This is a genomic window from Reichenbachiella versicolor, assembly GCF_003171675.1.
GTDB classification, from domain to species: Bacteria; Bacteroidota; Bacteroidia; order Cytophagales; family Cyclobacteriaceae; genus Reichenbachiella; species Reichenbachiella versicolor.
Genome location: NZ_QFZQ01000001.1, coordinates 176,749 through 202,987, shown reverse-complemented (window position 1 = coordinate 202,987; position 26,239 = coordinate 176,749). Strand labels below are relative to the sequence as shown.

Below are 26,239 nucleotides of genomic sequence, written 5' to 3'. Positions count from 1 at the left end.
AGGATTCAATTTGATTGAATCCTCCTCTTTTTTAGAATTTGGTTAGTCCTCACTAATTATTCCCTAATTACTTTGAATGAATACACTTTTCTATCTGTAGCTACCTCTATGACATACACTCCTGGGGAGTAAACTGATAGATCGCACTTAATTTCATTATCCTCAGAAAGAGTATATGGTAAATCAACTCTAGATCCACTAAAGTCAAATAAGCTAACAGCCAAAACTCTATCAGAATTATTTTTTAAAGAAAGAGATATTTCTCCATTCGTAGGGTTTGGGTAAGAGAGCAACGAATTGACCTCTTCACTATTAAAATTACTAATATCCGTAACATCGTTGAGCACTGAAATATTGTAAACGGTATCCTTTAATGCAGGATAAAGATTGTCATCATAAGTATATGAAATAGTGACTTTATAATCATCCGATGGAGTAAGGTCTTGTTTATCCCAAATAATATCCCGCGACAGTGTTCTCTCTCCATATCTTTCAATATGTCTTTTGGTTGCTACTATTTTACCATCAGGATCAATAAATGAAATTTCTAACACCCCATTTTCAAGAGCAGAGTAAGTGTAGTCAACTCTTACAGTAGTGTCATCCATATTGATAGAAGAAGTTGTGCTATTGATACTAATATCTCCCCATGCACCTTCAGTTAAATCTACATTGACATCACCTATTGATACAGCCATTGGGTCCGATTCATCCATACCCTTTCGGTGCATATAAGTTTTTAGCACATAATCATCACCAGCATCTAGTACTGGATCAAGACTGACATTAACCCTTGATACACCTTTACCTTTGTCTACATCAGCAGTAAAAATCCCAACTGAGGTTCCGTCCGGTTTCTTCAATTCAATATTAATAGTGCTTTCCTCATCAGTCTCATACTCTACAGGAATCTGATAGCTAGATTGGCGAGGCTCTAGGGATGTTGGATACAAGTCACTCGAAAGCTGTTTAGTATAAGTAGTAGCTTGAACATTGACTAGTGTTTCATCATCGACTAAGACATTCGTACCATCCAATATCTCAAACCTAACTTTGTAATTAGACGCAACAGCTACTTCATCCCCGACTTTTAAGTTTGTTCTAAGCGAACGCACACCCTTAGTTACATTAAACTCCTGTCTGTCCAATTCATCACCAACTGGAGATAACAGCTTAGCAACAACCTTTCTATTTGCTTTTACAGAATAAATTAAAGTCGCCTCTATATTTCTTCCTTGATAAGTATCTATTGTTGTTGACGGTGCCTGCAAATTATCTTTAGTATCATTAATCTGATTAGCATCTATATCTACAAGTTTCCAAGCTCTTACCCAATCATATTTGACTGCACGCTGGTCTTTTGTACGAAACTCCTCATCCCACATCCACTCTGCAGGCTTAGGGTTTCCAGCATTATTTTCATCATCCTTTTTTGTTGTATATGTTTCCATAGACAAAATCAAAACCATCGGAATGTTGTAATCTCTAGCAGGGGTAATAGTGCTAAACTGCCTATCATTATTATAGAAATGAGCTGTTTTCTCGTCCTTCCACCACATCCCTACTGTAAAAAAAGCATGACGATCTTCTAAATCATAATGATCTGCCCCAGCAGACTGCCACGGATTATCACTTAGGATACAATTACCCGAACCATCAGATGTCATGATATTCTTTGTATGACTATTCACATGCTGAACATAATTAAAGAAACCTCCACGACTATCAAACTCACCAGCTCCCGGACCTGTATATCCCATATTTTCAATAAGATCCAACTCCGATGCATATCTATCATCACAAGCTATTGCAGGATTTCCTCTAGAGTTCATAAAAACACCTGATCCAAAAGGAAAGTCAGACGGTCGGATTCTTATCTCATAGTACCCATAAGTTTCTCTATGCTTGGTATCAAGTGCCGCTCCTGAAAACTGGTAAGTACGACCAGTAGATGGATGAGTCCAGACTTCATCCTCATAATACCAGATAGGATTCAAAGTCAAAATGTAATTATCAGTTCCAGGCTCTTTCTCAACACCCAGCACTTTGGGATCAAAAGCCGAAGTTCGATCCCAAGATCTGTCGTGACCATATACATTCCAGACGTCCAAGTTGGGGCCTTCTGGTCCGAATTCATCACTCATCAATTCATTCAACACCCAAACTTTCCCAGGTGGAGGAGTTGGTGGATCTGCCAGAGTAGATATAGAAATCAAGCAAAGCAATCCACTAAGCAATCTAGTCTTTTTCATCATCATCATTTTTGTCTTAGATATTACCTCCCACCTTTATCATATGCTCCGTGCAGAATAATCACTTACTACACACAAACAACTGATTATTAAGACAAAAGGTAACTTCAAAGAAAAATTCACTTTGCATTATTTAAATAATGTTTTTTATCATTCTAATCATGTATTCACTTAAAAAAGGCTAATGTCATGAACCATCGCCTGTTGAGTAGACATAATTGACAAATCATAAAGGAAAAATCACTGTAAAGTTTTTAACATAAATACCAGTCAATCCATATGACCATGAAAGATTCAACACTCAAGGGAACTTCTCATTATTAAATCTTTAACTCAAAATAAACTTTATCAAATTAAAGCTTTAAACCTGCCTTTTTACATAAAATAGTATCACCTGTGCTAACAATAATTGTAATTTAGCGCCCGTTTAAAACAAATGAGTTCTAACACCCAAGGTCAGGGAATCAAACTCAATGTGCTATCGCCTTGCGATTGAATGAACGTACTAGATTGTAAAATCAATTTTTCACAACAACACATTTACCCCATGATTAAATTTAAAAATTACTCTAACCTCCTAGCCCTGTTACTTGCATTTAACTGCTTAGTTTCATGCAGTTCAAGTGATGATACCAATGAAGATGGTGATACAGGAAGTAGCTCTATTGATATCAACGAAGCGCTTTTATCTGATTTTCCATTATTTGGAATTACTCCTGTATCGATTGACATTACTAACCCCAGCATAGAAGACAATAAAGAAACCTCACATGGTAAAGTTGTAATTACAGTATCTCACTCAACTGTGGGACTTGACAAAATATCTGCTTCTATCACTTCAGACGAACTAAACCTGAGCAAATTCGAAATCACACCTAGTAACAGTGAACAACTATCATTTGAGGATGGGAAAACGCATACTTTCACCATTAGCTCGGTAGAAACTAAAGAAGAATTGCTCCACTATGACGTTCAAGTCCTTCAAGAAGAAGCTCCAGTCGATCGAACTCCTAGGATCACTAGGTTTTCATTTGAGAAGAGCAAAAATCCAGCATTGACAGAGGACATAGATATACATCATTCAGTACAAGAATTTGGGCTAAATAAAATCTATATTTTTGTTCCCGTAGGTACAGACTTCACTGACTTGACACCAACGGTTACTTTTGAAGGTAGTAAGCTTTACTATAATCAGGAGTCAAGTTCAACTGATCGTACAGAATACACAGATCAATCTATGAGCTTCGATCTTAAGTATCCTAAAACCTTAAGTCTCATCGTAGAGGATGATGAAGGTGAGCTTAAAACCACTTCCATCATTGTAGATGTGATCAATCCTGTAAAATTAGGATCGTCAAGTGTATCGACTCCTAACGCGGTAGAATTGGAAGCCCACTATTTCAGCGATGTCACTACTTGGACGAACCAAGGTAACCACCCTATCTCCTTCTATAAAGCTACCAAGTACGAAAACAGTACTTCCTCTCCTACATTTGCAGACATCACTGCCTCAAGAGTCGTTCCTGGTGGTGGCTTAAAACCCGGAGAAAGTGCAAGTATCAATGTTACTATCTCAAGGTACTTTCCAGCAGGGAGTTATGAGACCACAGCGATCTTCTACACCAAAATATTCAATGATCATGACAGCAATGATCTATTCGAAGAGGCTAAGCTGACTATATCTGCTGAAATTGTAGCGACAAGGTAAAGGTTAGCCTTATAGGTAATAAGAGAAATGAAGCTCCCCAACTCAAGGGTACGGGGTATCTTTGGGATTTTATTTCTACTCGACCCAAGGATCGGGAATTAAACCCAAAAGGCTATCACCCTGCGATTAAAATTTAAATAGCATCGGGGTATATCTCGATGCTATTTTTGTTTTTATAGCTTATGGCAGAGAAAATGCTCATTCATCATAAGCTCAAAGAAATACATACTCCCCGCTCTTGTTTCCTTTCTCTATTTGATTTTTAAGTTGATCTATTATCTTCGCGCCATTCTCTGGCAACTTGAAAAGAGCACTACCCATACTGATGCTATTAGCGATGACGATGCCCTACCTCAAACAGGTTAGCATCATGATTGATTTCAAAATCAATCAAAGCTTCATTGCAGAGGTTCTCTGTATCAATAGAGAAAAGCCTATGTCCATGTGTAATGGTAAATGTTATCTGGCCGAAAAGCTCAAAAAAGCACAAGAGAAAGAGGAGAAACAAGCCCCCTCTGGTAAGAAAGAGAAACTTGAAGTGTCTTACTACTATACTAAAAGCAGCTTCGAAGGTTTATCAAGATGTTTCGATCAATTAAACCATCTAAACTCTGAATATCTCAGTGTATTTCATGACACTATGCTTCCTGAAGGCATCTTCAGACCTCCAAAAATCAATTCCCTCACATGACTAAAGAATGGCAATAACAAGTCATTCAACCAATTAGCTAGAGCATTGTATATGGTACTCGTAACCTCCCTATGCTCTAGCTGTCTTACTAAAATTTCAATTTAATAATAGAGATCAATGTCGGTCTTTCATATCTATACCTTGTAATAGATAAGATATGACTATCGCATTGTTCCGATAAAAAATTATCAACAAAGATGAATTTCAAATACATCATCACAGCCATACTGTGTTTATGGATGACTACTACCTATGCCCAACAAATCATAACTGGAACTGTAACGAATGGAGAAACAGGTGAAGCAATACCATTTACATACGTGTCCAATCTATCTGAAGACAACCAACAAACTGTATTGACTGATATACAGGGAAAGTTCAGCATCAAAGCAAAATCTGGAAGGGACCAGCTGAAGGTGTATATCATGGGATATAAACCTCAAATGACTACTGCAGAAAAAGGACTTGTGATAGGGCTAGAAACAGACGTCCTGTCTCTCAATGAAGTCGTAGTCAGTGCCAACAGAGAACAAGAAAAGCGATCAGAAGCCCCCATCGCCATTTCTAGTGTAACTGCTAAAACCATAGACGACAATAAGCCCACCACGATAGACCAAATACTCAATCAAAACCCTGGGGTCTACATGGTAGACTTGGGCAATGAACAGCACACAATGAGTATTAGAAGACCGATTGACTATGGAGCATCTTATCTATACCTAGAAGATGGTGTGCCTATCAGAGCATCTGGAGTATTCAATCACAATGCCTTACTGGAAATGAATATGGCCAAAGTAAAAAACATTGAGATCATCCGAGGACCTGCCTCAAGTATCTATGGTAGTGAAGCGATCGGTGGAGCGGTGAACTTCATCTCTCAAAAGCCATCTTACCGCCCAACTGCTGGTATCAGTATCCAAGGCAATGACATAGGATACAAAAGAACTGATTTCTATGCGTCAAATACCTTCAATAAAGTAGGTGTAAGAGTAGCAGGGTATTATGCAGACCAGCGAGATGGTGTCCGAGAGCACAGCGATTTCGATAAGTTGGCTTTGAGTTTTTCTGCTAATTACTTTGTCAATGAAAACACTGAGATAGTATGGAGTAATACACTGATCGATTACTATTCAGAAATGTCCGGCTCTATTGACAGCGCAGCATTTTTCAGTGAATCTTATGAATCAGAGCAAACATTCACCAATAGACAGGTGGATGCCATCCGTACCAAACTGGCCGTCAATCACTACTGGAATGATCATGCTAAATCAACTTTTACTGGTTACTACAGAAACAACTCTGTCAAGCAAAACCCATCATACAGGGTAAAAGATGACTTCAAACCTTGGATTCCGGCGGGAAACCCAAACCTGGCTCATGGCGAAATCAATGACAATAGCTTCAATAGTTTCGGCCTCATCTCCCAGCACAAGCAAGACTTCAATTGGATGAATAGTAGTCTGATCGGAGGAGTAAGTGTCGACTATAGTCCCAATACATACGAAGCTAACTATATCGAAATCTCTAAAAACAACGAGGGTATATATGACTCATTTATAGAGACTGATAGTTTGCTAGCCGACTATCAAGCAGACTTAGTGAATACCGCAGCATATATTCAAGGCAAGGTGGAACTAGTCGACAATCTTAACCTTATTGCCGCGTTGAGATTTGATCATTTCAATTACCAATTTGAAAATGCACTAGACAGCAATGCCTATACAGCTGTATTGGATGGAAAAAATTCTTTCAGTCAGTTTACTCCAAAAGTTGGATTCACCTACGATCTAGAAAACAATCGTGGGATATATGCTAACTACAGTCAAGGGTTTGTACCTCCTCAAGTAGGTGAGCTATACCGAGGGAATGAAATCCCTACATTGAAACCTGTTTATTACCATAGTTATGAACTTGGTGGCTGGGTAGCATTCGCCAATAATACAGCAAGACTTGAAGCTACGATTTACCAAATGGATGGTCGAAATGAAATCATCAGTGTATTACTAGATGATGGCACTAGAATCCGTAAAAATGCTGGCAGTACGACTCATCAAGGAGTGGAATATAACCTGCAAGTACAACCAATACCTTCTATTCTCATCAGAGTAAGTGGAACAAATGCGATTCACAAATTCCTAGATTATAAAGAATCAGGTATCGACTATTCAAATAAAAGCATGCCACAAGCCCCCGAATGGACAGCTAATGCGCAGATTACCTACAAACCTGAGTACCTAAAGGGTTTCAGAGCAAGTGTAGAATGGCAGCATGTCGGTGAATACTATATGGACGCTGTACACTCCAAGTCATACGAAGGCTACGATATTTTCAACCTCAGACTGGGCTATGAATGGAAGGCATTTGATATATGGACCAATATCATCAACGCAACGGATGAGCTCTATGCCACAGTAGCTAGATCTAACCAATGGGGGGAGTCTTACTCACTCGGAAATCCTAGAAACTTCAATGTAGGAATCGGGTACAAATTCGCACAGAAATGAACACGAAGCACTTACTACATCAGTGGCTATGGAAATGGCACTTCATAGCAGGTCTTGTTTCGCTGCCTATCATCATATTGCTTTCTATCACAGGTATAGTATATCTATTTAAAAGCGACTATGAAAAACCCATGTATGATAGTCTGAAAGAAGTGCCTGCTGAGCCTCACCTAGTGAGCTATCAAGAGCAATGGGAGATCGCTAAGAAAAACGCAATCAAACCTCCCAACGCCATGATCATCACCGCTGATCAAAATAAAGCGACAGAATTCATATCCGGTAGATTCTCTGGTAAGTCTAGTCTTTTCATCAGTCCGGTAGATGGGTCTGTCAACGGCGAGGTAGTCACCAAAAACACCGACATGTACTTGATCAGAAAACTGCATGGAGAGCTGCTACTGAGTAAGTACGGAACCAAAGTAGTGGAACTAGTCGCTAGCTGGATGGTGGTACTGATACTGACAGGGCTCTATATCTGGTGGCCCAAGGACGGATGGAAGCTAAAAGGTGTTTTCACCATTCGAACTGACGGTTCAAAGCGTTTGCTCTACCGAGACATACATGCCGTCACAGGATTTTGGTTTTCAATCCTGCTTCTATTAGTACTCGCAGGGGGGCTACCTTGGACGGATGTCTTTGGCAGCAACTTCAAATGGGTACAAGATCAAACAAATACAGGTTTCCCTAAAACGTGGGATGGGCGAGCTTTCACTTCTGAAATCAAAGGCGAACCATTGACCTTAGATCAAATGGCAATGATAGCCCGAGAGCTGGATCTACCTGGAGAAATAAGTCTCCACCTCCCCCTCTCTCCTAAGGCTGTATTCAGCGTATCCAATAGAACAAGCGAGCTATCCTCTATGAGAAAGCTCCATTTCGACCAATACTCTGGAAAACCTGTAGCCAAACTAGCGTGGTCAGACATCGGTATAATGATGCAAGGAAGGCTATGGGTGATGGCTTTTCATCAAGGAGAGTTTGGGCCATGGAACTGGTATTTGATGCTAGTAGTTGCATTTATGCTATTGGTGATGAGCATATCAGGTTTGTACACTTACCTTCTCAGGAAGCGAAAAGGAGAATGGAGCGTACCAGTAGTACCAGCCCAGTTCTCAGTAGGCGTAGGATTATTCATCATCATTATAGCCCTAGGCATCATGCTACCATTATTTGCACTATCAGTTGCACTCATTTTTGCCTATGAGCAATCCAAATTAATATTAAGCTCATAAGGTTTTTTCAATTAGCTATTCAATCAAAGAGTCTGCCGTACCTACAGCAGACTCTTTTTTTGTATGACTATCGCTTACAGCCGATACAAACCAAAAAGGCAAAATCAAATCCCTTTTCTTTCACACTCCTCTTTCAGCGCTTGATTCATACTTTCAAAGCCCAATCGAGTATCCTCTAGTTTGCCACTAAGAATCGACACCAATATCCCCTGAAAGTACTCTCCATGCAGGAAAGTAGTTTCTGCATCATTTACTTTTTCCACTCTGAAATAATGCTCTCCGCTAAACAGCACATCAGCGACAAGCTTTCCTCTCCACTTCAATTGATCATTAGCATCAAAGTCCAACACTATGGGACTAAAATTCATTCCTCCTGCTCGAACTCGAATCGTCTTTCCTAATTCAACATTCCCCTCTATTGACTCAATAAACGGATTCCATGACTTATAATTCTCAAAGTCTGTTAATACCTGCCATACACGTTCTATAGGTGCAAAAATTTGAATAGAGGTATGTATTTCTTTTTTTGCCATCATTAATTATTTGAATGTTCAGAATCAATGACAAATAAAAAGTGGGGAAATAGAACATCGCTTGACAAATGTCAAGAAAGCATCTTAGCTCTAATTCTACTTAGTGTTTCTGGAGACATACCCAGCATAGAAGCGACATATTGAAGAGGCACCTCATTAAGTAAATTATGATTTTGTCCGATCAACTTATGATACCTCTCCTCTGCACTTAGTGATATCAGATCATGTACGCGGTTCTCTAAAGTCACAAAACACCTTCCTATAAAGCTCTTCTCGGCTTTGGACCAATTAGGGATTTTCTCCCCCAATGATTCATAATCCGACTTACTGATACTATACATCTCCGTATCTTCTAAGGCTTGAATATTCCACCTTGAAGGCTCTCCAAAAAGAAGGCTATTGAGATCTGTCACAAAATAACCGCTAGGAGATATCCATTGTGTGACTTCCTTGCCTTCTTTCAAAGCATAAAACCTCATATACCCACGCTGTACAAAATTGAGAGCTTTACAATACTGCCCCTGCTTCAAGAAAAAATCTCCTTTACTATACGATTCCAGACGGAACAGTGAACCTACCTCTTTGAGCTCATTGGGTGTTAAAGGAAAACACAAACTCAGGTATTCATATAAATTCTGATTCATGACATATCGATTTCAGGGTAGCATACGAAGATACAATTTGTAGGAAACACACCTAAAAGTTATGTGAATAGAAAAAAGTTGTCAGATACACCATAGTTCACAACGTTTTTTCAATATCCAATCTCAATATTGGAATAAATCACCTAACTTTAATTATAAACCAAACTACCCAAACCAATGAATACCAAATCCTACAACAAAGACGTAGAACAAATCCCCCAAGGCCTTTCTCTCAATGCCACTTCTTCCAGAGAATTACTATGGCAGGAGCTAAGCGGTAAAAAAATGATGGGCTATCCATTCCACTATCAAAAACCACTCAAAGGTTACATAGTAGATTTTTACTCACACGAGCTGAAGCTAATCATTGAAATAGAAGGAGGTTCGGATGCAGAATCCAAGACGGACGCTGATGACCAAACCCGTCAGAGAAAGCTTGAACTGACCCGATATGAGATCCTCAAGTTCGATGACACCGATGTCAAGACCAGTATGGAGTTCGTATTGAAAGTCATAGAAAACTACATTATTGGCTTCGAAGAAGAAAAGATCAGGATACAGTCTCAGTGACTCAAGCAATAGTTTACTGTATTTTAGTCTACTATTAGGTCTATCTCATACACTCAGATAGGTTCTAGCGGTGTGTTTATATTCCTGTCCATATCCCCATATAGATACCTGCAGTTGACTAAGAAAAACTATGAATCGTTAAGTCTCATAGCTTGAACTATTCAAGCAATTGCCATACGAATTCCTAGAATGTACAATAGACCCGAAACTACATTCTGAATCAATAATCTATCATGAGTAAATGCAAGATTTACTCATGACAAAACTAAAAGATCATATACTTTGGACCACCAGAGGAGCTTGATTAGTATCAGCTCCTCTACTTTTCACTTCTAAGAATTATGGTTCTAGGCCTACCCTTTGTTTTCAGATGATCAAAAACAGTGTTGTTACATTTCATCAACCAAGGGTTACATGTGATCAACCAGACGTTACATCTCATCAACCAAGCATTACATGTGATCAACCAGACGTTACAATTCATCAACCAAGGGTTACATGCGATCAACCAGACATTACATTTCATCAACCAGACATTACTTATGACCAACCAGACGTTACAATTCATCAACCAAGGGTTACATGTGATCAACCAGACGTTACATTTCATCAACCAAGCATTACAGGTGACCAACCAGACGTTACAATTCATCAACCATGAGGTGTCCCCCTCATTAACAGGATGCTTTTTTACTTTCATAAAGAATTAAATATGAGTAAATTAACGAGCCCAGTATCCACATATAATTGTATTAGTTCAGTAGAAAACCATTCTATCAATGAAAAGAAATCTAATCCTTCTACTAGCAGTATCCCTTTTTCAATTGGCTTGTTCAAAGACTGAGTTAGGAACATTTAAACTTCCCACAAATGCTAAATTTCTTCTAACAGGTGACTCATCGAAAACTTGGAAACTTGCCCGTAGATTCAATAATAAAACCCGAATAAATATGGGAGATTGCTTCCTTTCGCATAGGGAGACTTATAAGTCTGACATGACCATGCATGATAACTCTGGTGATCACAGAGACTGTGGTGAGACTATATATGCCGACTGGAAGTTCATCAAAGATCAGAAAGGGTACTTCTATATTAAATGGACTAGCAAACGATTGCCTTCCATTATGAATATTGAGGAAGAACATAAGTATTTCAAAATACTAAGGCTATCAGAGGAACAGCTTACTGTCCAGTTTGAACATGAACAGTTCTCCAACAAGTCTACTCTAATTACGGACATTTATGTTCCAGAACATTTACCTATCAAAGACAGGGAATTTCACTGGTAGCCCTCCTTTTTATTTACTTTTTACTATTCTATCTCTCAATAGTAACGAGGTAGGTTAGGTAGATTCTTTTCTATTAGTAAAAACATGTAGGTGATGGGAATCGACAGTTTTTGTAGATTGTATCTTGAATATCTATTGCTTGTACCAAATCAAGTAACTCAACGTTATGAGCATTAGAAGTAATTAATCACAATGAATAGAGATACTGAAAGGAATTCCTTCAAAAACAAGGTAACTATACCCAACCCACTAATAATTCAAATACTTACTTATTTCGTTGTGATGATACTTTGTTGTATCACTCTCCTATGTTGTCTGTGGGCTGCTATTGTTGTAATATCAGAAGGCTTTGTATCTATTGGAGGTATTCCTGTTATTATTTTTTTCGCAGGATATAGTTCATATGTAGGCATATTGGTATCAAGGTATAAGTCCGCAAGAGTTACTTATCATGAAAATGGTTTTACTGTCACTCATGGGAGAAATAGTAAAAGCTATTCATGGGAGGATATGACGAAACCCAAATACTTCGGTATGTTTCAAGTATTGAAGCTACATGACACCAATGGTCGTACGATCTATACTATTCACGGCAATACAAGAGCCGCCAAAAAGTTCATTCAAAAAGTAGGTAAAGAAGTTGGGTTTACTACAGATGTATTTTGAATCTAGTTCGGTCGAGCTTTACTTAATGTGTCTTCAAATAATTGGAAGAGTTGTGACAGCTTGATCCAGATATCAATAGTATAGTGATAGATTTGACTGGAATATTGAAGAACTACCGTGAACAGACACATACTTTTTATAATTCTTATAAGTTCATTTTTGAGTATCAATGCTCAAGCTCCTATTGACAACCTACTCTCTGGAGAGTACATTTCAAGTATTGGTTTCCAATGTGAAAAGACTCCTAAGCCGACCCCTTGTGCCGGAGTAGAAATGTTTTTAGCCTTAAATTTCTCTAAAGAACATGACCTTTGAGTTGTCGATTAGTAATATTGTTTTTGCTCAAGGACATTACTAGTATTTCGAAAGGAAGAGAAAACGTTACTCAATATTGCTTAACTATCCTTGTATTCAATTTGATTAGTTCTAAAGTAGATTACCCCATGATTAGGTCTGAAATTGCAATGCTAGTTTTAGCAATACTCCTTTCTTCATGTTCCAAGGATACTGAGGTCAAGCCTACAAAAATACCTGCAGAAATTCCCAGTAACGAGATAATCAGGATTCCGATAGTGGTGCATGTAGTTAATTATTCTCCTGCCCCTTTTGAAATCAGTGACGAGAAGATCAAATCACAAATCGAAGTTCTCAACCAAGATTATAGAAGACAAAACCCAGATCATACCAATGCGCCATCTGAGTTTATCGACCTAGTAGCTGATGTGGGAATAGAATTTCATCTGGCGGAAAAAGATCCAGAAGGGAACTTGACTTCGGGTATCGTTAGAACTTCAAGCGAAGTAACTGGATGGGATGGTAAAACAATAGCTGATGAGACTTCCTTCGAAGACCTCAAATTGTACAATACCAATCAAGGTGGTCAAGATGCATGGCCTCGTGATCAGTATTTGAACATCTGGATAGCCGATCTTAGCGACCGTCATGGAAATCTTGTATTGGCTGGGTATGCCCAATTCCCTGATTGTGACCCTAGGATAGATGGAGTGGTTATAGACCCAAGAGCATTTGGGACACTCCCTCCAATAGCACCCAACCTCAACTACGGCAGAACGGCGACTCATGAAATAGGACATTGGCTAAGTCTGTTACACATATATGGTAAAGATGGAGACTGCGAAGAAGGTGATATGGTGGATGACACCCCCGTTCAGTTATCCCAGTATACCGGTAATCCAACGTACCCTCAGAGCTCATGTGGCAGCAACGACATGTTTATGAACTTCATGGATAGAGTCTATGATGAATCAATGATTATGTTTACCAAAGGTCAACGAGAGCGTATCAGGTCAATCTTTAACGATGGTGGGTCCAGAAGACAATTATACCTGAATACACTGAATAACAATTAGTAATTTCCCTTTCAAGAAATCCTCGAAGAGTATAATAGTTTACTTGTTTATTTCAACCTCTATTTCCTTTTCGGTTTCGTTTCCTAGTAAATCACTACCCGTAACTTTTATTTTATAAACGCCATTCTTCTTTAATGATATGATTGCGGAGTTGTACACCTCAGCTCCTCCGTTTAGAGAATAAGATATATCCTGAAGTCCTGTATGATCGTCTTGAGCTGCTAAATACACCTTGACACTAGAATGGAAAAGATAGCGGTCGCTATTACCTTCATCAAATTTCCTACTAAAAGAGGATATCAGATGAGGCCCTGTACTATCGACAAAGATGTTTAGATGAGATACATTTCTATTATTGACATTGTCATATCCATAATAGTCTACAGAACGATACCCACTTTCTTTGAACTGGAATGGATCTTTGTAATCATACTCTACCGCAGATTCACCTAAGTTGTAGGTTATCTTTCGCATTCCAGATTCAGAATCTGTAGCCTTCAAAATGATCTTAGTATCTGAGGAAACAAACAAAGTATCTCTTGCAACCAGTGCTGGACCCTCGTAGTCAAAACTCAAATCCGGTCCAGTAAGGTCTACATAGACTTTAGTAGCTATATGCTTAAACTCTTGAAATCCATTTGTACTGTTCCGACTGTTTGTTTTATTATTAAAATTATCTACAGAATAGTATCGAATCTTATGTATTCCTGATCGACTAGGGAGATAAAACGGTTTAGTGTAATCCACAAAATCCTTTTCGTTGATACTATACTTAATCTCCTTCACTCCTGCTCTATTGTCTACTGCAGTCAATTTAAGTTTACTCCTCCCTGAGAAGTAAATCTTATCCTCGACAATAAATCTATCTCCTAGTATAACAGCAGAGGTTATAGGTGAAGAAATGTCTAAATAAAACTCGTAGCTAATTTCTTCTTCTCTATTGTTCACATTATCTACAGAGTAGTAAGTGATCTGATGATACCCATCACTCAATTGATCTATCTCGATATTCCTAGTATAGATTTGATAATCGCCACTATCGAACTTGTAAAAAATAGAAGATACACCTGATAAACTATCCGTAGCTTCAAACTTGAATTTAGATTTAAAAGTGAAAGTGTTATTTATTTGTGGTCCTAAATAACTTAGAGTTGTTTTTGGTGGAGCATAGTCTAATACCAAGTTAACCTGATTCTCCTTCTCTTTATTTCCAACATTATCCACCGCAAAAAACTTTAACGACGATGAACCAGAAGCATCTACAAAGTCAATAGTATCTGTATAAAGCTCAAAATCATTTTGCCCTTTGGCGTAATAAATCTCTTTCAGCCCAGATTGATTATCAGCTCCTGATAGGGCTATCCTGATTCCTTTCCCCAAATACTCTATTCCATTGTTGGTATATCTAATCGCATTTTGAAAGGTGGCTTTTGAAATAGGTGCAGTACCATCAGCATAAATAGGCAAAGCTACTTCTTGGTGTGGCAAGACTACTTCCTTGGTTTGATTGTTTACAGCATTTCTAGTTCTGATATAATTGACCCCTTCCGTGTCTAAATAAATAGGATTAGAATACTGAGACTGATCTTCGCTTTTCAACAAGACTCCTTTCTCATCTGGTGTACTTGCTATCCGCAGATAAATGGGAGCATTTTTATTCCAATATATTTTACCATCCTCACCAGTATAAGCTGGTGACTGAAGTGTATCAGACTGCGAGTACGCCATCTGAACTAAAAACGCTAGGGATACGAGTGTGGTTAATATCTTCATTCAACTATCAGTATCATGGTTAGTTTCATCCAGAGTAGATTCGCTAAGTGTAAGGCTTTCATTGAAGAGAGTAAGTGCCTCGTCTAGTTCATTGTTGCTTGCGTCCAACATTTCTATGAGCTGCGCATTTTTTTCATCAACACCATTTTGATTCAATAAATTGACAATCCCCTTGATGTTAGCTACTGGTCTCCTAATAATATGGCTATTCGAAAAAATAAATTCACTAAGCTTTTCATTGGCAAGTTTGAGCTTCTTCGTACGTTGCTCTACCAGCACCTGAAGGTTTGCATTCAAGTCTTTCAACTCATTTCCTTGGCGTTCGATTACCTTATTTTTTTCGGCCGTTGAGATTGCCCATTTTTTGGTTCTCCTTTTACTTCTGACAAGGAAGAACAAGATGATTAAAACAATCAGTGTAAAAATCAATGCATAATGAAGCTTCCTTTTTTCCTCTTCTTTCTCTGCTTTTTGCTGATTAATCTGCTGTTGAGCTTTAAGCTGCTCTATTTGCGATTGTTTAGTGAGCAATTCAAGTTGAAGTTCTTTCTGTCCAAGATCTGCATATAAAGATCTAGTGATACTATCGTAGGAGTTTAGCTCTTGTTCAAATTGATTCTTTTTAGTCTCTATCAAATTTAATTCTGCTTGCTTCTCTACTAACTTCTGTCGATTTTCATTATTCTCTATTTCCAGCCGTTGTTTGATAAGTTTCTCTTCAGAATAATCCTCCATGACTTGATTGATCTGTTCATTTTGGATCATTTGGGTAAAGGTCTTGTACAAATTAAAATAGTAAATGGACTGATCGACATTTCCCGCTTTCTCATAGGTCTCCGACAGCATACCATAGCAACTTTTCATTTGATGTACATCCCCCATCTCACGCGCTAGCTTGAGAGACTGCTGTAGAAAATCAATAGACTCATCGTACCTCTTTAGATTATTCAAGACCACAGATAAATTGATCATGGCCGATATCATGCCTATTTTTTCATTTTTGGATCGACGAGCTGCCAAGGTCAACATGAAGTACTCATAAGACTTTTCATAATCCATAATATCCGCATGCAGCATACCTAGATTATTATGAATCATGGCGATTCCATTCTCATTCTCGATTTTCTCATTCAATTCAACAGACTCCTTATAATATTCAATAGCCTTTTCATATTGATTATGCTCCCAGTAGATAAAGGCAATTTCATTCAAGTATCTAGAAGCTTCTTTGAAATTTACGTTGTTTTGGAGCTCCAATTCATAAGCCTGGGTATAAGACACTACCAGAGCAGAATCGTGTTTGGAGAGTGGGTGCTCTTGCGCATTTGCCGAGTAAATTGCTACAGCCAATACGACTATAATAAGAATAGCTTGTTTTAAGATAGTTGAGTATGTCATGAAGCCAAAAGGGTATTTCTAATTTACCGATCTTAAGCAAGCAATTTCATACTAGAAAAGTAGAATAAATTCAATTAATCGACAAACCAGTAATATTATTCGTCAAAAAGACGCGAAAACAAATAGCATACAACTCATTAAGGGCTGAAAAAAATACTTATAAAAAGAAATGCCCTCATAGGAAAATTCCAGAATAACAACTTCAACTGAACTAAGAAAAGTATGATGCATACTTTTCTAAAAGAATCTTAATGAATCACCCTTCATTTAGGAGCTTATCTTTTTCGTCCCAGTATTTTTTTACTTAAATTATCGAAATGAATTAAGGTGGCGAGTTGATTACCAATCACAATGAAGACGTTTATTGTGTGTTCATGTCTAGGACTATGTCACTAGCTAATTAATTCTAACAGCAGTATTTTTTTGAGAAAAAGTATCCATGGATCAATAGCAGTTCATCCAATACATCTGCTATCGTGATAAACTTTTTTTTACATTTTAAAACAAGTACTGTGACTTTGAACTCAACATCAAAAAAACACGAGGAGACCGAGATACTGATCGTCGGTTTTGGCCTAACAATCATCCCTCTATTGAGAGAATTAAGAAATGATGGAAAAAAATACACCATCATATCTGATGGCAATTCTGTCTGGGAGAGATTCGAAAATGAAGATCGATTAGATTTTGATTTAGTAAGTAGTGTACATACAAGCATGTATTCTTTCGAACTAACTGATCAAAGCATTAAAGACCGTTACCCTACCTCTCAAGAATTCTTGGATTTTCAGAGAAAGCACTTCAAGGATTACAAGTCAGATGTCATTAAAGACTTTGTCTCTGAAGTGAAGAATTTTAAAGATCACTCTCTAGTATACACAGAGGCCGGAAGAGCTTATAAAACTAAGCATCTGATTTTCGCTACTGCTTTTAAGAGGTTGATACATAAGTCTCTAAATAAATTTGACTATGATGCGGCTGAAGGTAAAACGGTTGCTTTCAATGTTTTTGGAGATTCAGCTAACCTCATGGTTTCAAAACTGATCCCAAGAAACTGCAATATCCATCTGATTACAAATGGTTTTGTTTGTCTAGATAAGTTATGCTTTTATAACGGTGTCTCATATACCTTGGAGCAACTAGAGTTTCACAACATTAGAAAAATCTCCACTTTCCTATATGAAAACTTATTGACTGGATTAGGTGCACTGAAAGCTGGGATATTTCCTCGATTCATCGGCAAGCTGTTTTTCGGAAGCAATTTTACCATCAAGTATCCACTCAGTGATCGTATAGGTATGTTTATGCGCGACTTTGAGAGAAAAGAAAAAAGTGGATTTGCCAATGGATTCATCACTGTAAAATACTGGCCTGTAGATGCGTATGAAAAGCTTTTCGGAGGCAAAGACCTAAAACAAAACATAGAGAGAGGCTATCGACTCAATGACATAGCACTATTCGTAGAAAAAGGAATGGTGAAACTATGGGGCAAGGCAGATACTACTATAGATGAGGCTAATAAAACATTTACCAGCAATGGTGAAACTATCAAATATGACTTCCTGATCGAGGGAGACAATGAAAGACCGAACTTACCTCCTATCACTTACATTGACGAAAACGGAGAAGAAGCGCTTTATAACTACGAACACAGAAATACTTATCTAGGTGTAGTACCACGAGAGCTTAACAATGTATACGAAATAGGATATACGCGTCCTACTACAGGTGGACTAGTTAACCTTGCTGAGATGCAATGTCTACTGACACACAAGTTGGTCACTGAAGAAGACTTTCACTCTCAGATATTCGACAACCTAGAGGAAAGGATAGAAAAATATAACAGAGCATACTACACTACGAAAGACGTTAGACCTAAAGACCACTTAGTTCATGCAGGATTTTTCACAGAAGACGTTGCTCAGGTTATAGGTATCAATCCTAAGTTGTCAGACTGTCGATCTATCAAAGATGTACTACAATTCTTTATCGCTCCTAATATTGCCTACACCTATAGAAGGTCTGGTCGATATAAGGTAGAAGGTATGGAAGAGATGTTCCAAAAAGTATGGAAAGAACACAATGGATTTAAACTGATCAAACAATACATATCCAATTACTTATTGATTCAGCTCAACTGCGTATTACTTTTTAGCCTACTACCAATACCTTGGTATGCTAAAGTACCGTTGATAGCAGTACAGTTATTAAATCCATTTGTGGGTATGATTCAATCACGTGCAATACCTCTTCATGGCTATCAAAATTTGATTCTACTTCTAGGAATAGCTGGCACTATTGCTTTCCCAAGTTTCATTGCTCCTTTATCAGCTCTGTCTTTGACTTTGTTGGTAACAGTACTGGGTAGAAAATTTGGATGGAGTAGACTAATGTTCAACGACCTGAAGTATAAAACACAGTACGACGCATTCCTAGCTAAATATCTATCTACATGTAGAGATCTCTTTGCAAAAGATAGAGAGAAGAAAAGCGCTTCAAAGGAAACTGTAGCTACTATGTAAACTAAGGGCGACTAAATAATATAAACCTCCTAGGTCTCTGATTCAGTGTTTAACATAGCCTGAGTCAGGGACTTTCATTTTAGGGAGATAACATGTCAATTTTATTGCTCTGTCCGCGAATTAAAATAACCTTATCAAATACAGTTTTGTGGTATAAATCTTATCAATTACTTTCGCTCTCACTAACAAGCATTAAGTGCAATACTTAATTTCAATTAACCAGATCTCATGTCAGAAAACAAAGACTCAAAATTATCTAATCAACTTTTCGAACTATTCAAGTGGCTCATTGGAACTATTGGATTAGGCTTCACGGGAATTTTCATTAACGAAAAAATCCAAAGTACAGAGCTTGAAATAAATCACGAAACCCAAACTACAGAACTCAAAATCAAAAGACTCGAAGCGGATGCTCGATTCTTAGAAGTAGTCACATCTGATATCGGAGAAGAAGTAGTGAATAGTGAAATAAAATATCTAGAATATATTCTCACTTTTGTCACTACTCCCGAAATCAAAAAAGAAATTCAAGAAAAAATAGTTCGTAAAAAAGCTCTAAAAATTCGGGAAGAAGCCAGTAAAGCAAAAACTCAAGAGTCAAAAGAAATAAATCTCATAAAGGGTAAGTTGAGCGCTCAGCAAATAAGAGACTTTGAGGAAAAAAGAGATGAAGATGAATCAAAACAAATAATTGAACCAGAAAAGAGTATTGATGATCTTAAAAATGAAGAACAGACTATTGCTCCCGAGACAGAGATCATAAACCTTGGAAGTAACATTGATTCTTTGCAGAAAGCAACTACTCCTACAGTAATAGTAAGTAAAGAAATAGATTACATACTCATAGGTACGCCAGAGACTAAATGGGTTAAAAAAGGTTACTACATTGAGTTTAATGATAGGCTCAGAATAGGTGTAAAATCCCTTGATAAGAACTCAATAACTATTAATCTAAAAGACATAGAAAATTCTAGTTCCAGCCCACATTTACTCAAAAACAATATTACGCTGTCAGAAGGCGAAATCTGGGTAGAAGATGTCAAAGAATATCGTCACCAGATCACTTTAAATTATATTGGAGCTGCTGGTAAAAATCCATTTACTAAAGCTGCATATATTACAGTATCAACATATAAAAAAACAGCTACTTAGCATAAACTAAGTCAACAGATCAGTTGTGAGCTATCGATCAAACTAAATATTCCCGTTGAACATGTATCCTATTCACAACTACAATTTTTGTCTGATATTGAATAGCTACTAGAAATACCCAATATTGGCTTTCTAGGCATCTAATTAACATAAATTTCAACTCTTTACTATATAACTAAGCGCTTCACTCAGTTGTTTAATTCAGTGATCCCCGTAGTAAAATCTTACATCTAATTTCTTAATTTGACTATCATGATAGATTTCAACCAGCTCGAAAAGAATAAAGAAATATTTCGCGAAGAATTCCTCCTAGCAAAACCATTTCCTTATTTGGTGATTGATGATTTCTGTAGACAAGATGATGCTGAAGCTCTTTTCAACCAGCTTCCTAAAGACTACCTTAGAAGTAGAAATAACGTATTTTCTAGAGATAAATTTGAAAAAAAACACTGTGAAATCAATTCAGAGATATATCAGTTGTTTTACAAAGAACTCAATTCGGATAGATTTCAGGAATTTTTGAGCTTTGTGTCTAATGAATCAGTATTCATAGATCCAACTTATCATGGCGGTGGTCTGAGTCAAACAAAAGCAGGTAGCTGCTTGGACATGAATTTAGACTTTAACTATCACCCCAAACACCCAGAATGGTTTCGAAATCTTAACTTATTTTTTTATCTCAATAAAGACTGGGAGGAAGAATATGGTGGTCACTTAATCATCGAAGATTTTAGAACAGAAGAGAGTAAAAAGATTCCAGTACCTTTCAATAGATTAGTGATCCAACAGTCTAGATCATTTACACTACATGGACATGACCCAATCCGTTTCCCTAAATACACTTGCAAAAACAGTATCACTTCTTACGCATATTCTTTTCATAAGAATCGAGTAGAGAAACTTAGACCAATAAGTAAAGCAGTAAAAAATAAACCCAATAATTTTCGCGACTACGTGTCTTATACTCTTATTAATTGATTCAAAAAAGTATTCAAGCCCCCCCTTTAAAATACTTGGTACTTAGGAGAAATCCTTGACATAGAAAAATCTATTCAGTTCTTCTTTGGCTAACTGACTACGCTTAGTCGTTGTAAAGACTAAAAACAAGATACCAATAGATTGCATTGTTGGTTTCTATTTCGTTATAGCTATTTTCGAAAAAAAATGATCATAGCAATATAGACAAATGGCTTTCACTTTCTATTTGAGTCTTCTTATCCAAGAGAAACAATGAGTAGTTGAAAACCAGTTGTTTTACCAACTATAGTGAACCCAATCAATACAAATAATATGTCTAGCTGGTACGAAGAAGTAAGCGTAAAAACGGAACCCATTTTAAAACAAATAAAAGAGCATGTCTTCATTAAAGAATTGATGGCAGGAACGCTTCCGAAAGAAGTATTCAATTTCTACATCAATCAAGACACGATTTACTTAGCTGAATACAAAAAAGTCTTAGCGCAAATCGGCATCAAGTGTTCTGATGATAATGACATTCAATTTTTTCTAGATTCAGCGACTGGAATAATCAATGTAGAAAATGCCTTGCACCAACACTTTTTAAAAGAAGAAATAACCACAGATGAAGCTTCAATCACCTGTGAGTTATACATCAGTTACCTTTCTCGAATGGCCCATACCAAACCTCTTGAAGAAGGTCTAGCAGCTGTACTACCTTGTTTTACGATTTACAAACAAGTGGGGGACTACATTCTTGAAAACCAAAGCAACAAAGAAAACAATCCTTACCAAGACTGGATCGACACTTACGGAGGTGAAGAGTTTGCAAACTCAGTTCAAAGTGCGATTGACATTACTAACAAATTTGCAGCTAGTGCTTCACCTGAGACTATTGACAAAATGAATGAAGCTTTTGAAAAGGCATCCAAATTAGAATGGATGTTTTGGGACAGTGCATACATTAAAGAAGCTTGGAAAATATGAAAACACCTTACAAAAGTGTCCTAACGATTGCTGGAAGTGATTCAGGTGGATGCGCGGGAATCCAAGCAGACATAAAAAGTATATCTGCATGTGGTGGATATGCTGCTAGTGTCATCACTGCCACTACAGCCCAAAATACTCAAGGCGTAACAGACATACATGCTATCCCAATAGATCATATAGAGAAACAACTAGATGCTGTTTTCAGTGACATCCACTTTGACGCAGTCAAAATTGGTATGCTACATTCATGCGAAGTCATTAAAACGATATCTTCAAAACTTAAAGAATACAAAGCACCCAACATTGTCATTGATCCAGTAATGGTTGCCACTTCTGGTGACAACTTAATCACAGACAATGCCATAAATTGCTTAAAACATATCTTACCACAAGCTTCACTGGTTACTCCCAACAGTAAAGAAGCTGAAATATTAATTGGACACTCGGTTGATAATAACAATGCCGAATCAACAGCTAAGGAAATCGGAACAGCATTTAAAACATCAGTCCTTTTAAAAGGAGGTCATTTGGATGAATCTACGGAACAAATGTTTGATGTGTTATTCGAATACAAAAGTGATAGAACTTACTTATTCCAAAACCCTAGAATAGACACGAAAAATACGCATGGCACTGGTTGTAGTTTATCATCGAGCATAGCAACTTTCCTTAGTCAAGGAGATAGTTTAGAAAATGCAGTAAGAAAAGGTTGTCAGTATATTAACCAAGCGATCAATGATGGCAAAGACAAAATATTAGGTAAAGGAAATGGTCCAATAAACCATTTTGGTTTGGAATAATTCCTTTGCTTAGCCCCTTTTACTCTAATTTCTAGTCAATCAAAATATGGTCAATTCCGACCTTGTGGTGAAGTCTTCCAAGAATTTCATTCCCAGGTAGGAATTACCTTTAAGATTTAGCTTGGGGCTCCAAACTGCGAAGGTGTAGTTCTTAGGATATACTGCTACTATTCCTCCTCCTACTCCACTTTTGCCTGGAAGTCCCACTCCAAACGCGAACTCGCCAGACTCATCATAAAAGCCACAAGTCATCATTAAAGCATTGAGGCGCTTGGACTGACTTGAAGACACTATCTTCTTACCATCAGCTATCCTTCTTCCTCTATTAGCCAAAAAACCAAAACATTGCGATAACTCTTGGCAAGTCATCATCAGCGAACAAGCCAAAAAGTAGAAATCCAATACCTCTGACGGATCATTTTCTATGTTACCAAAAGACTTGATATAGTTACACAGAGCCACATTTCTATAACCACATGACTTTTCAGAGGAGGCTATTTCTTTTGAATATTCTAACTCGGGTAAGTCTGCCAAATCCCTTACAAACTGTAAAAACTCCTTCTTAGGATCACCAAGCTGAGAAACAAGTATATCGCACACTACGATAGCCCCAGAATTAATAAACGGATTTCTAGGAATTCCTTTATTAGTATCCAATAAAATGAGTGAATCAAACTTTGCCCCAGACGGCTCTACATCTACTCTTTCCCATATTTTCTCACCTAATTTTTGATAGGCCATTGTCAAAGTCAACACCTTAGAGATACTTTGAATAGAAAACTTTTCCAAGTCGTCACCTATTCCAAAATCCTCACCATCAAGGTTAGTCATGTAGGCCCCAAACTTCGAATCATCTACTCTAGCAAGCTCAGGGATATAGTCAGCTAAAGCTCCTTTTGATGGTAAATTTTTGACATATTGATAAGACTCTTTGATGCATTGTTGATAATTCACTACCCTATTCATTAGTAAAACTCGAATTTAGATTTTAAATCCAGATTACCCTTTAAAAAGGAACTACTTATTCAAGACACCTATGAAAAGGTTACACATGTTTTATACCGTCAAATAACTGCTACAAAGAATCCAACTTAGATTTCATTTGATTCAAATCGAAATATCCAGCTGCAAGAGGATGTGTTCCGACCGCTGTCTCGACTAACAAAGTTGGAAACCCAGAAGCCATTGAACCTGCTCTTTTAAACTCTTGAATAGTTTCTTGAACATTAGACTCAGTCATCCACACTTTTTGAAAAGTAGAATAGTCAATTGAAAGTTGTTCAACAATCTGCTGGTATGTTTCCTGTTTATCAAGCCTCTTACCATCCAGTATCAATGCTTTCTGAACCAAACCAACAAACTCAAAAAGCTTATCCGGAGCTATTTGTCTGACTGCTACTATAGCCGCTGAAGGTTCAAGACTGCTAAAGGTGTATGATGGATCTTTCGCCAAATCATAATAGGCCTGACCAACCTGTGCTCCCGTAGTCTGAGACATTCTAGGAGCATGAGTTTGTAGAAAACCACTAAGTCCCTCTCCTCCTTTAGGAGCATTTGGTCCAAGCCACATTCCTCCCACTAATAACTCGAATTCCAACTTATCTCCATACTCTTGGTATAGAGACTTGATGTTACTACTATTTCCGTAGCACCATCCACACTGTGGATCCATGATGTATATGACTTTCATTTTCTCTCGTTTTATAACTCTGCTATTGTCTGATTGACCAATACAAGAAAGTGCTGTTGCTGACAATACTGTCACAACTAACACTTCTTTAAACTTATTCCACATCAAAGACATGATATTGGATAGTTATGCAAATAGAGCCTTATAGCTAGATCTATTTAGCACCAACAAAACAATGTTTAAGATCCAAAAAACAAGTGCAGGTAAAATTCCGCCCATATCCAGTGTAGCATGAAAAATAGTTGCCCCAAATAAAATTGGAAATATTAATACAAGTGCAAATGGTACAAATTTACGAGTCACTAGCATAACTCCTACAGCTACTTCAACAATAGAAATCAATGGAAACAAAACCCCAGTACTACCAATCGCACCTAGAAAAGCACCTGCCTCTGGTCCTACCTCTGGCATAGGCATGAAATGTAAAAATCCGTTTAGACCAAAAACTACAAATAATACTCCTAATACAATCGTTAAAATATTCTTTAAACTCTTCATCTTCTGTTGATTTAATGATAGAGCAAAATTGATCATCACAGCTAGTAGTTCTTGGTGCTATTCCGCACAAAAATGGTACTATTTTACAATCACTGCTGTTGTCTGAACTGCTTAGGCGTAATATTAGTAAGCTTCTTAAAAAACTTGGTAAAGTAAGAATTATCTTGAAAATTGAGACTATAGGCCACTTCCATCACGCTTTGATCCGAATAAGACAATTGCCTTTTAGCCTCTATCAGTAGCCTCTGTGAAATAATATTCTCTGTAGTAGTTTGAAACAGAGATTTAATCACCTCTCCTAGCTTCCTCGGTGTGATATTGAGTAAATCAGCATAAAAACTAACTGACCTATTATGTTTGATATGCTCATCCATCAACAATTGAAACCTATCAAACAAATCTATTGACTGACCGTAATCTCCTCCCTGCGGAAACTGAAGTCGCTTGACATCATCAAGTTTATAGATGATCGTTTTTAGTAAATGAATAATTACACTAGATCTATCATCTTCTAGAACATACTCAGTCTTAAATAAACTAAACAACTGCCCAAAATAAGCAGCTATATTTTCATCGATCTTGACCTCCGACATATAGCTAAACTTACTAAATAGCAACCTAGGAAAATCATCTAGACTACTCTCCGAAAAACGAATCACTTGCCCGACGATAGCTTCCTTTGGTAAAAATTGATGAATCCGATCCTTGGGTAAAATAAAGAATGCGGGTGCCTTCACATTGAAAAAATCTCCATCGATGATAAATCCCGCATCACCTTCCTGCACCCACATGATTTCATGATATTCCTTCTTACGAGGAGCCAAAGGTGATGACACCAAGTCTTCTGACGCCTTACTATCTATTTCGAAATACTGTATCAATATGAAAGATCAAACACTGAGATTACAAGAATAAATGACTTTTATGATAAAAACCCAACTCAATATGCTACTGGCTTCTCGAATAAGTTTGGTTTTCTAGCCAACAAAAAACAACTAAA

General features: G+C 37.4%; 24 protein-coding genes. 15 read left to right on the top strand and 9 right to left on the bottom strand.

The window, feature by feature from the left end:
- Positions 1 to 56: 56 nt before the first annotated feature.
- Entirely contained in the window at positions 57 to 2,252 is a 2,196-nt protein-coding gene (locus DKG80_RS00920; RefSeq protein WP_162555606.1) for a T9SS type A sorting domain-containing protein, read from the bottom strand.
- A gap of 547 nt (positions 2,253 to 2,799) precedes the next feature.
- Between DKG80_RS00920 and DKG80_RS00915 the strand changes: the two genes are divergently transcribed.
- From DKG80_RS00915 to DKG80_RS00900, 4 genes are all read left to right on the top strand, one after another.
- A complete protein-coding gene (locus tag DKG80_RS00915) occupies positions 2,800 to 3,960 on the top strand; it encodes a hypothetical protein (protein WP_109829402.1) in 1,161 nt (386 codons plus the stop codon).
- Positions 3,961 to 4,330: 370 nt separating this feature from the next.
- On the top strand, positions 4,331 to 4,651 hold the full coding sequence (locus DKG80_RS00910; RefSeq protein WP_109829401.1) for a hypothetical protein: 321 nt from the start codon (positions 4,331 to 4,333) through the stop codon (positions 4,649 to 4,651).
- Positions 4,652 to 4,848: 197 nt separating this feature from the next.
- Entirely contained in the window at positions 4,849 to 7,155 is a 2,307-nt protein-coding gene (locus DKG80_RS00905) for a TonB-dependent receptor (RefSeq protein ID WP_109829400.1), read from the top strand.
- A complete protein-coding gene (locus tag DKG80_RS00900; protein WP_109829399.1) occupies positions 7,152 to 8,387 on the top strand; it encodes a PepSY-associated TM helix domain-containing protein in 1,236 nt (411 codons plus the stop codon). Before DKG80_RS00905 ends, DKG80_RS00900 begins: the two co-directional genes overlap by 4 nt.
- Before the next feature lie 104 nt (positions 8,388 to 8,491).
- Here DKG80_RS00900 and DKG80_RS00895 read toward each other — a convergent pair whose 3' ends face one another.
- Positions 8,492 to 8,920, bottom strand: a complete 429-nt coding sequence (locus tag DKG80_RS00895; RefSeq protein ID WP_109830178.1) for an SRPBCC domain-containing protein — start codon at positions 8,918 to 8,920, stop codon at positions 8,492 to 8,494.
- Between the two features lie 71 nt (positions 8,921 to 8,991).
- A complete protein-coding gene (locus DKG80_RS00890; protein WP_109829398.1) occupies positions 8,992 to 9,564 on the bottom strand; it encodes a Crp/Fnr family transcriptional regulator in 573 nt (190 codons plus the stop codon).
- Between the two features lie 177 nt (positions 9,565 to 9,741).
- On the opposite strand from DKG80_RS00890, the gene DKG80_RS00885 reads away from it, so the two are divergent.
- The 6 genes from DKG80_RS00885 to DKG80_RS00865 all read left to right on the top strand — a co-directional run bounded on the left by DKG80_RS00885 (position 9,742) and on the right by DKG80_RS00865 (position 13,459).
- A complete protein-coding gene (locus DKG80_RS00885; protein ID WP_109829397.1) occupies positions 9,742 to 10,134 on the top strand; it encodes an endonuclease domain-containing protein in 393 nt (130 codons plus the stop codon).
- A gap of 383 nt (positions 10,135 to 10,517) precedes the next feature.
- A complete protein-coding gene (locus DKG80_RS00880) occupies positions 10,518 to 10,844 on the top strand; it encodes a hypothetical protein (protein ID WP_162555605.1) in 327 nt (108 codons plus the stop codon).
- A 69-nt stretch (positions 10,845 to 10,913) separates the two neighbouring features.
- Entirely contained in the window at positions 10,914 to 11,423 is a 510-nt protein-coding gene (locus DKG80_RS00875) for a lipocalin family protein (RefSeq protein ID WP_109829395.1), read from the top strand.
- 192 nt (positions 11,424 to 11,615) lie between these two features.
- Positions 11,616 to 12,089, top strand: a complete 474-nt coding sequence (locus DKG80_RS00870; protein WP_109829394.1) for a hypothetical protein — start codon at positions 11,616 to 11,618, stop codon at positions 12,087 to 12,089.
- Positions 12,090 to 12,206: 117 nt separating this feature from the next.
- A complete protein-coding gene (locus DKG80_RS21030; RefSeq protein ID WP_221409026.1) occupies positions 12,207 to 12,404 on the top strand; it encodes a hypothetical protein in 198 nt (65 codons plus the stop codon).
- A 128-nt stretch (positions 12,405 to 12,532) separates the two neighbouring features.
- Positions 12,533 to 13,459: a zinc metalloprotease gene (locus DKG80_RS00865; protein WP_162555603.1), complete on the top strand. Its 927-nt coding sequence runs from the start codon at positions 12,533 to 12,535 to the stop codon at positions 13,457 to 13,459.
- Between the two features lie 39 nt (positions 13,460 to 13,498).
- On the opposite strand, the gene DKG80_RS00860 is transcribed toward DKG80_RS00865, so the two are convergent.
- Complete coding sequence (locus DKG80_RS00860; RefSeq protein WP_162555602.1) at positions 13,499 to 15,232, bottom strand: OmpL47-type beta-barrel domain-containing protein; 1,734 nt, start codon at positions 15,230 to 15,232, stop codon at positions 13,499 to 13,501.
- The gene (locus DKG80_RS00855; RefSeq protein WP_109829391.1) at positions 15,233 to 16,630 is read right to left on the bottom strand and encodes a tetratricopeptide repeat protein; all 1,398 of its coding nucleotides are present in this window, start codon (positions 16,628 to 16,630) and stop codon (positions 15,233 to 15,235) included.
- 512 nt (positions 16,631 to 17,142) lie between these two features.
- On the opposite strand from DKG80_RS00855, the gene DKG80_RS00850 reads away from it, so the two are divergent.
- The 5 genes from DKG80_RS00850 (at position 17,143) to thiD (ending at position 23,051) form a co-directional block, all read left to right on the top strand.
- Positions 17,143 to 19,152, top strand: a complete 2,010-nt coding sequence (locus DKG80_RS00850; RefSeq protein WP_109829390.1) for a thioredoxin reductase — start codon at positions 17,143 to 17,145, stop codon at positions 19,150 to 19,152.
- A 228-nt stretch (positions 19,153 to 19,380) separates the two neighbouring features.
- Positions 19,381 to 20,304 (top strand): hypothetical protein, encoded by a 924-nt coding sequence (locus DKG80_RS00845; RefSeq protein ID WP_109829389.1) that lies wholly within the window; start codon positions 19,381 to 19,383, stop codon positions 20,302 to 20,304.
- A gap of 252 nt (positions 20,305 to 20,556) precedes the next feature.
- Positions 20,557 to 21,282 carry a 2OG-Fe(II) oxygenase gene (locus tag DKG80_RS00840; RefSeq protein ID WP_109829388.1) on the top strand — a complete coding sequence of 242 codons (726 nt, stop codon included), beginning with the start codon at positions 20,557 to 20,559 and terminating at the stop codon, positions 21,280 to 21,282.
- A 312-nt stretch (positions 21,283 to 21,594) separates the two neighbouring features.
- The gene (gene tenA / locus DKG80_RS00835; protein ID WP_109829387.1) at positions 21,595 to 22,248 is read left to right on the top strand and encodes a thiaminase II; all 654 of its coding nucleotides are present in this window, start codon (positions 21,595 to 21,597) and stop codon (positions 22,246 to 22,248) included.
- Positions 22,245 to 23,051, top strand: a complete 807-nt coding sequence (gene thiD, locus DKG80_RS00830; RefSeq protein WP_185140152.1) for a bifunctional hydroxymethylpyrimidine kinase/phosphomethylpyrimidine kinase — start codon at positions 22,245 to 22,247, stop codon at positions 23,049 to 23,051. Before tenA ends, thiD begins: the two co-directional genes overlap by 4 nt.
- 39 nt (positions 23,052 to 23,090) lie before the next feature.
- On the opposite strand, the gene DKG80_RS00825 is transcribed toward thiD, so the two are convergent.
- From DKG80_RS00825 to DKG80_RS00810, 4 genes are all read right to left on the bottom strand, one after another.
- Positions 23,091 to 24,017, bottom strand: a complete 927-nt coding sequence (locus DKG80_RS00825; protein WP_109829385.1) for a glutaminase — start codon at positions 24,015 to 24,017, stop codon at positions 23,091 to 23,093.
- A 109-nt stretch (positions 24,018 to 24,126) separates the two neighbouring features.
- The gene (locus tag DKG80_RS00820; protein ID WP_109829384.1) at positions 24,127 to 24,855 is read right to left on the bottom strand and encodes a DsbA family protein; all 729 of its coding nucleotides are present in this window, start codon (positions 24,853 to 24,855) and stop codon (positions 24,127 to 24,129) included.
- 12 nt (positions 24,856 to 24,867) lie between these two features.
- Positions 24,868 to 25,239: a DoxX protein gene (locus DKG80_RS00815; RefSeq protein ID WP_162555601.1), complete on the bottom strand. Its 372-nt coding sequence runs from the start codon at positions 25,237 to 25,239 to the stop codon at positions 24,868 to 24,870.
- Between the two features lie 89 nt (positions 25,240 to 25,328).
- Positions 25,329 to 26,120 carry an AraC family transcriptional regulator gene (locus DKG80_RS00810; RefSeq protein WP_109829382.1) on the bottom strand — a complete coding sequence of 264 codons (792 nt, stop codon included), beginning with the start codon at positions 26,118 to 26,120 and terminating at the stop codon, positions 25,329 to 25,331.
- Positions 26,121 to 26,239 lie beyond the last annotated feature (119 nt).

What these genes read in the sequence shown, in the direction of transcription:
- DKG80_RS00920 (WP_162555606.1), bottom strand. Translation starts at nt 2,252, where the DNA reads ATGAAAAAGACTAGATTGCTTAGTGGATTGCTTTGCTTGATTTCTATA.
- DKG80_RS00915 (WP_109829402.1), top strand. Translation starts at nt 2,800, where the DNA reads ATGATTAAATTTAAAAATTACTCTAACCTCCTAGCCCTGTTACTTGCA.
- DKG80_RS00910 (WP_109829401.1), top strand. Translation starts at nt 4,331, where the DNA reads ATGATTGATTTCAAAATCAATCAAAGCTTCATTGCAGAGGTTCTCTGT.
- DKG80_RS00905 (WP_109829400.1), top strand. Translation starts at nt 4,849, where the DNA reads ATGAATTTCAAATACATCATCACAGCCATACTGTGTTTATGGATGACT.
- DKG80_RS00900 (WP_109829399.1), top strand. Translation starts at nt 7,152, where the DNA reads ATGAACACGAAGCACTTACTACATCAGTGGCTATGGAAATGGCACTTC.
- DKG80_RS00895 (WP_109830178.1), bottom strand. Translation starts at nt 8,920, where the DNA reads ATGGCAAAAAAAGAAATACATACCTCTATTCAAATTTTTGCACCTATA.
- DKG80_RS00890 (WP_109829398.1), bottom strand. Translation starts at nt 9,564, where the DNA reads ATGAATCAGAATTTATATGAATACCTGAGTTTGTGTTTTCCTTTAACA.
- DKG80_RS00885 (WP_109829397.1), top strand. Translation starts at nt 9,742, where the DNA reads ATGAATACCAAATCCTACAACAAAGACGTAGAACAAATCCCCCAAGGC.
- DKG80_RS00875 (WP_109829395.1), top strand. Translation starts at nt 10,914, where the DNA reads ATGAAAAGAAATCTAATCCTTCTACTAGCAGTATCCCTTTTTCAATTG.
- DKG80_RS00870 (WP_109829394.1), top strand. Translation starts at nt 11,616, where the DNA reads ATGAATAGAGATACTGAAAGGAATTCCTTCAAAAACAAGGTAACTATA.
- DKG80_RS00865 (WP_162555603.1), top strand. Translation starts at nt 12,533, where the DNA reads ATGATTAGGTCTGAAATTGCAATGCTAGTTTTAGCAATACTCCTTTCT.
- DKG80_RS00860 (WP_162555602.1), bottom strand. Translation starts at nt 15,232, where the DNA reads ATGAAGATATTAACCACACTCGTATCCCTAGCGTTTTTAGTTCAGATG.
- DKG80_RS00855 (WP_109829391.1), bottom strand. Translation starts at nt 16,630, where the DNA reads ATGACATACTCAACTATCTTAAAACAAGCTATTCTTATTATAGTCGTA.
- DKG80_RS00845 (WP_109829389.1), top strand. Translation starts at nt 19,381, where the DNA reads ATGTCAGAAAACAAAGACTCAAAATTATCTAATCAACTTTTCGAACTA.
- DKG80_RS00840 (WP_109829388.1), top strand. Translation starts at nt 20,557, where the DNA reads ATGATAGATTTCAACCAGCTCGAAAAGAATAAAGAAATATTTCGCGAA.
- tenA (WP_109829387.1), top strand. Translation starts at nt 21,595, where the DNA reads ATGTCTAGCTGGTACGAAGAAGTAAGCGTAAAAACGGAACCCATTTTA.
- thiD (WP_185140152.1), top strand. Translation starts at nt 22,245, where the DNA reads ATGAAAACACCTTACAAAAGTGTCCTAACGATTGCTGGAAGTGATTCA.
- DKG80_RS00825 (WP_109829385.1), bottom strand. Translation starts at nt 24,017, where the DNA reads ATGAATAGGGTAGTGAATTATCAACAATGCATCAAAGAGTCTTATCAA.
- DKG80_RS00820 (WP_109829384.1), bottom strand. Translation starts at nt 24,855, where the DNA reads ATGTCTTTGATGTGGAATAAGTTTAAAGAAGTGTTAGTTGTGACAGTA.
- DKG80_RS00815 (WP_162555601.1), bottom strand. Translation starts at nt 25,239, where the DNA reads ATGAAGAGTTTAAAGAATATTTTAACGATTGTATTAGGAGTATTATTT.